Source organism: Pseudomonas sp. WSY_20 (genome assembly GCF_043104335.1).
Lineage (GTDB): Bacteria > Pseudomonadota > Gammaproteobacteria > Pseudomonadales > Pseudomonadaceae > Aquipseudomonas > Aquipseudomonas parafulva_B.
On record NZ_JBICKP010000013.1, the window covers coordinates 1 to 3,939 of the forward strand.

The following is a 3,939-nucleotide window of genomic DNA, read 5'->3' on the forward strand; positions in this document are numbered from 1 at the left end:
ATCAAGAGCAAGAGCAAGAGCAAGAGCAAGAGCAAGAGCAAGAGCAAGAGCAAGAGCAAGAGCAAGAGCAAGAGCAAGAGCAAGAGCAAAGCCCCCCTAAATCCTCCCCCCGGCTAAGCGTCTCTCAAGCGACTACCGCCCATTCGCTTGCTTGCGAGGATCCACCATGTCCACCGCTACCAGCCTTGCTCAGGTCCCACCGGCCACCACCCCGCACCCCCTATACGAATTCACCGATTCGCCGCTGCTGCACCGCCAGCAGCAACAGGAATCCAATGCCCGCAGCTACCCCCGCCGTATCCCGCTGGCCCTCAAGCGCGCCCGTGGCATCTATGTCGAGGATGTCGAAGGCCGCCAGTTCATCGATTGCCTGGCCGGTGCCGGTACGCTGGCGCTGGGCCACAACCACCCCGTGGTAGTCGAAGCCATCCAGCGCGTGCTGGCCGATGAACTCCCCCTGCACACCCTGGACCTGACTACCCCAGTCAAGGACCGCTTCGTCCAGGACTTGTTCGCCGTGCTGCCCGAAGCACTGCGCCGTGAAGCCAAGGTGCAGTTCTGTGGCCCGACCGGTACCGATGCGGTGGAGGCCGCGCTGAAGCTGGTGCGCAGCGCCACCGGCCGCAGCACGGTCCTGACCTTCCAGGGCGCCTACCACGGCATGAGCCAAGGGGCACTGAGCCTGATGGGTAGCCTGGGTCCCAAGCAGCCCCTGGGCGCATTGTTGGGCAGCGGCGTGCAGTTCATGCCATACCCCTACGACTACCGCTGCCCGTTCGGCCTGGGCGGCGAAGCGGGGGTGAAGGCCAACCTGCACTACCTGGAAAACCTGCTGCTCGACCCCGAAAGCGGGGTGCCGCTGCCAGCCGCGGTGATTCTGGAAGTGGTGCAGGGCGAAGGCGGCGTGATACCCGCCGACATCGAGTGGCTCAAGGGTGTACGGCGCATCACCGAGCAGGCGGGTGTTGCGCTGATCGTCGATGAAATCCAGAGTGGTTTCGCCCGGACCGGACGCATGTTCGCCTTCGAACACGCCGGTATCGTGCCAGACGTCGTCACCCTGTCCAAGGCCATCGGTGGCAGCCTGCCCCTGGCCGTGGTGGTCTACCGCAACTGGCTCGACACCTGGAAGCCAGGCGCCCATGCCGGCACCTTCCGCGGCAACCAGATGGCCATGGCCGCAGGGTCTGCCGTGCTCGAATACCTGGTCGAGCACCGCCTGGCCGACCATGCCGAGGCCATGGGTCAGCGCCTGCGCGGGCATTTGCAGCGCCTGCAGGCAGATTATCCGCAGTTGGGGGATATCCGTGGTCGGGGGTTGATGCTGGGCGTGGAATTGGTCGATCCGCAAGGCATGGCAGACGCCCAGGGGCACCCGCCGGCCAACCGCGAACTGGCCCCGCGCGTACAGCGCGAGTGCCTCAAGCGAGGCCTGATCCTGGAACTCGGTGGCCGCCACGGGGCAGTGGTGCGTTTCCTGCCGCCCTTGATCATCAGCGACGAGCAGGTCGACGAGGTCGCTCAGCGCTTCGCCGCTGCCGTGGCCGCGGCGGTCTGAGTCCAGCGGGGGGCCGTGTGCCCCCGGCTACACGCCCCGTCAGTCCAGGGTTCTGCCAGCGCGCCAGTAGCCCATCAGGGTCAGCCATTGACGTGGCAACCCGCGCTCCTTGATCAAATGGCGACGGATGGCCATGACCGTGGCCGACTCGCCCGCCACCCAGGCGTGGAACACGCTGCAGGCGGTACTGGCCTGTTCCCACAGAATGCGCGTGTCAATATCGATATCCTCCAGCCTGGCCTCGGGCACTGCGTGCCCCTGGGGCAGTCGGGCCAGTTCACGCACGGCATGCAGCATGGCCTGGCCCTGCGCGCAGTTCAAAAGATCCCGTGGCAGCCAGTGCAGCTCAACGCCGCTGCCGTGACGCACCTCCAGGCAGTCGGCCTGCAAGGGCACTTCAATGAACGCCTGCACCGCCAGGTCCGGTTGCGTCACGGCCAGAGCTTCGAGGATGCCGGCAATCGCTGGCAGCGCCGTTTCATCCCCGACCAGCAACACGTTGCGTACCCCTTGCGGCGGCTTCCACTCGTACCCACCAGGGTCTCCCGCATGGGCCAGGTTCGGTGCCAGCATCTGCAGGCGATCCCCCGGCCGCGCCTCGGTAGCCCAGGCAGAGGCAGGGCCGTTGACACCGTGCAAGACGAAATCCACGTCCACCTCCAATGCCTCTGGGCGCAGCGCGCGCAAGGTGTAGGTACGCATCGGTGGGCGCTGTTCGGCAGCGAGCGCGCTGTGGGCGGCCTTCCAGTGCTGGTCGGCAGGCAATTGCGCAAGGGAGCCATCGGGCGCGGGGAAGAACAGCTTCACCCGCTGGTCCGGTGCCAGGGTGGTCATCTGCGCCACGTCGGGGCCTGTGAACACCAGCCGGCTGAGCGAAGGTGTGAGGCTCAGGCGGCGGCTGAGCACCAGGTCGAACAGGCGGTAGGGCTGGGGTTGGCGCCTGGCGCCGCCAATCAGACGGCGCAGGCCTTGCTGGAGGGTTTGGGTCATGCGGGCTGGGCTGGGCATGGGGCGTTCTCGTGCAGACGTCTTTGCTGAGAAACGAGCCGACGCCCAGGCAAATTAACCGCGCCTTACCAACCGCGACCGGAGTTCACCCAGAAGTTGACCGACAGCGAGGTGGACACCGACTCCACCTGGTGGAACCAGCCCTCGGGCAAGAACAGCAGGTCGCCGGCTTGCAGCACCACACGCAGGAACGGCACATCGCGGGCGGCTGGGAACCGCCGGTAGTCGGCGGCATCGGGGTTGAAGTCGCAGCCGTCCAGGCCACCCTTGGGGCTGGTCGACCAGGTGCCCAGCGCCGGACGGTAATGCGGGGCGGCAAGGATGAACGACTTCTGCCCCCAGACCTGGGCGAACAGGTTGTCGGTGTCATCCCGGTGCAAGGGGGTGAGCGTGCCCTTGGGCCCAATCCAGATGCGCGGCGCGATGTAGCGCGAACGCTCGAAGTAGTCGGGGAAGCGGATCAGCGCCAGGAGCTTTTCCGGGACGATGTTGTTGCCCATGTAGGCCGGGGTTTCACCCGGTTTGGCCGGCGTGTCCAGCGAGGCAATGAAGTCGGCCATGGAGGTGGCGCGAAAGTCGCGGTCGGTGGAGAAAGTTTTCTTCACGTAGTCGCCGTGGCGGGTGATGCCTTGCAGCTCGGCAAAGTGCGCGATGGACGCCTCACGCCCCATGCTGAACAGCGGCCAGTCGTGCAGGGCGTCGCTCATCACCACCGGCATGCCCAGCGGCAGGTACTCCCGGGCAAAACGCTCGGCTGACAGCTGCGCCCGCGGCAGGCGGGGTACCTCACGCAGCACAGGCTGCGCTGCCGATACACGTTCGCTGATGCGTGCTGGCGTGGGGTAGCGTTGATTCATGGCCACCTTGCTGGCCGAAGTGCCTTGCCGCGCGCTGTTGATGATCTGCGGCAGCAGCGTGGCCAGGCCCATGTTGCCGGTGATCTTCAGCCGCGCACTGGCGAACAGTTCCTCGACATTGGCCGTGCCGCCCATGATCCCGAGAAAGTCGCGTTCGGCTACCTCGATGGTGACGTCCGGCGCGGCGTGGCGGCCAACACCGGTGCGGCTCTGCTCGCGTACCTCCGACCAGAAGGCCCGGTCATGGGCGAAGACGAACTGGTAGACGCCCTCGATGCCCACGCCATGGGCATTGGCGAACAGCCTGCTGAGAATGCTCTGAAGGTCCACGGTCAACCCCTGTCGATCTGTCGTTGTGCAGGGTTAACGAGCGATACGAGCACCGATTTAACCGGCGCCTTACCGGCATGCCTGGCGCCAGCGCCTAAGCTGGGCGGCTAATTTTCTCGCGTCTTCCTACGTCCCGTAGGGATAGCCGAGCCAACGCTCGATACCCAACTGTATGGAAGGTCGCAG

General features: G+C 65.8%; 3 protein-coding genes. 1 reads left to right on the forward strand and 2 read right to left on the reverse strand.

Features of this window, described 5'->3' with window-relative positions; all coding sequences use genetic code 11:
• Positions 1-166: 166 nt before the first annotated feature.
• On the forward strand, positions 167-1,558 hold the full coding sequence (locus tag ACF8E5_RS02055) for an aspartate aminotransferase family protein (RefSeq protein ID WP_392474843.1): 1,392 nt from the start codon (positions 167-169) through the stop codon (positions 1,556-1,558).
• A gap of 39 nt (positions 1,559-1,597) precedes the next feature.
• On the opposite strand, the gene ACF8E5_RS02060 is transcribed toward ACF8E5_RS02055, so the two are convergent.
• Together ACF8E5_RS02060 and ACF8E5_RS02065 are read right to left on the reverse strand one after the other, a co-directional pair.
• Positions 1,598-2,566 carry a siderophore-interacting protein gene (locus ACF8E5_RS02060; protein WP_392474844.1) on the reverse strand — a complete coding sequence of 323 codons (969 nt, stop codon included), beginning with the start codon at positions 2,564-2,566 and terminating at the stop codon, positions 1,598-1,600.
• Positions 2,567-2,631: 65 nt separating this feature from the next.
• A complete protein-coding gene (locus ACF8E5_RS02065) occupies positions 2,632-3,753 on the reverse strand; it encodes a cupin-like domain-containing protein (RefSeq protein WP_145257544.1) in 1,122 nt (373 codons plus the stop codon).
• Between the last annotated feature and the right edge of the window lie 186 nt (positions 3,754-3,939).

Excerpts from the sequence above, each read along its gene's own strand:
- ACF8E5_RS02055 (WP_392474843.1), top strand. The coding sequence starts at position 167 with ATGTCCACCGCTACCAGCCTTGCTCAGGTCCCACCGGCCACCACCCCG.
- ACF8E5_RS02060 (WP_392474844.1), bottom strand. The coding sequence starts at position 2,566 with ATGCCCAGCCCAGCCCGCATGACCCAAACCCTCCAGCAAGGCCTGCGC.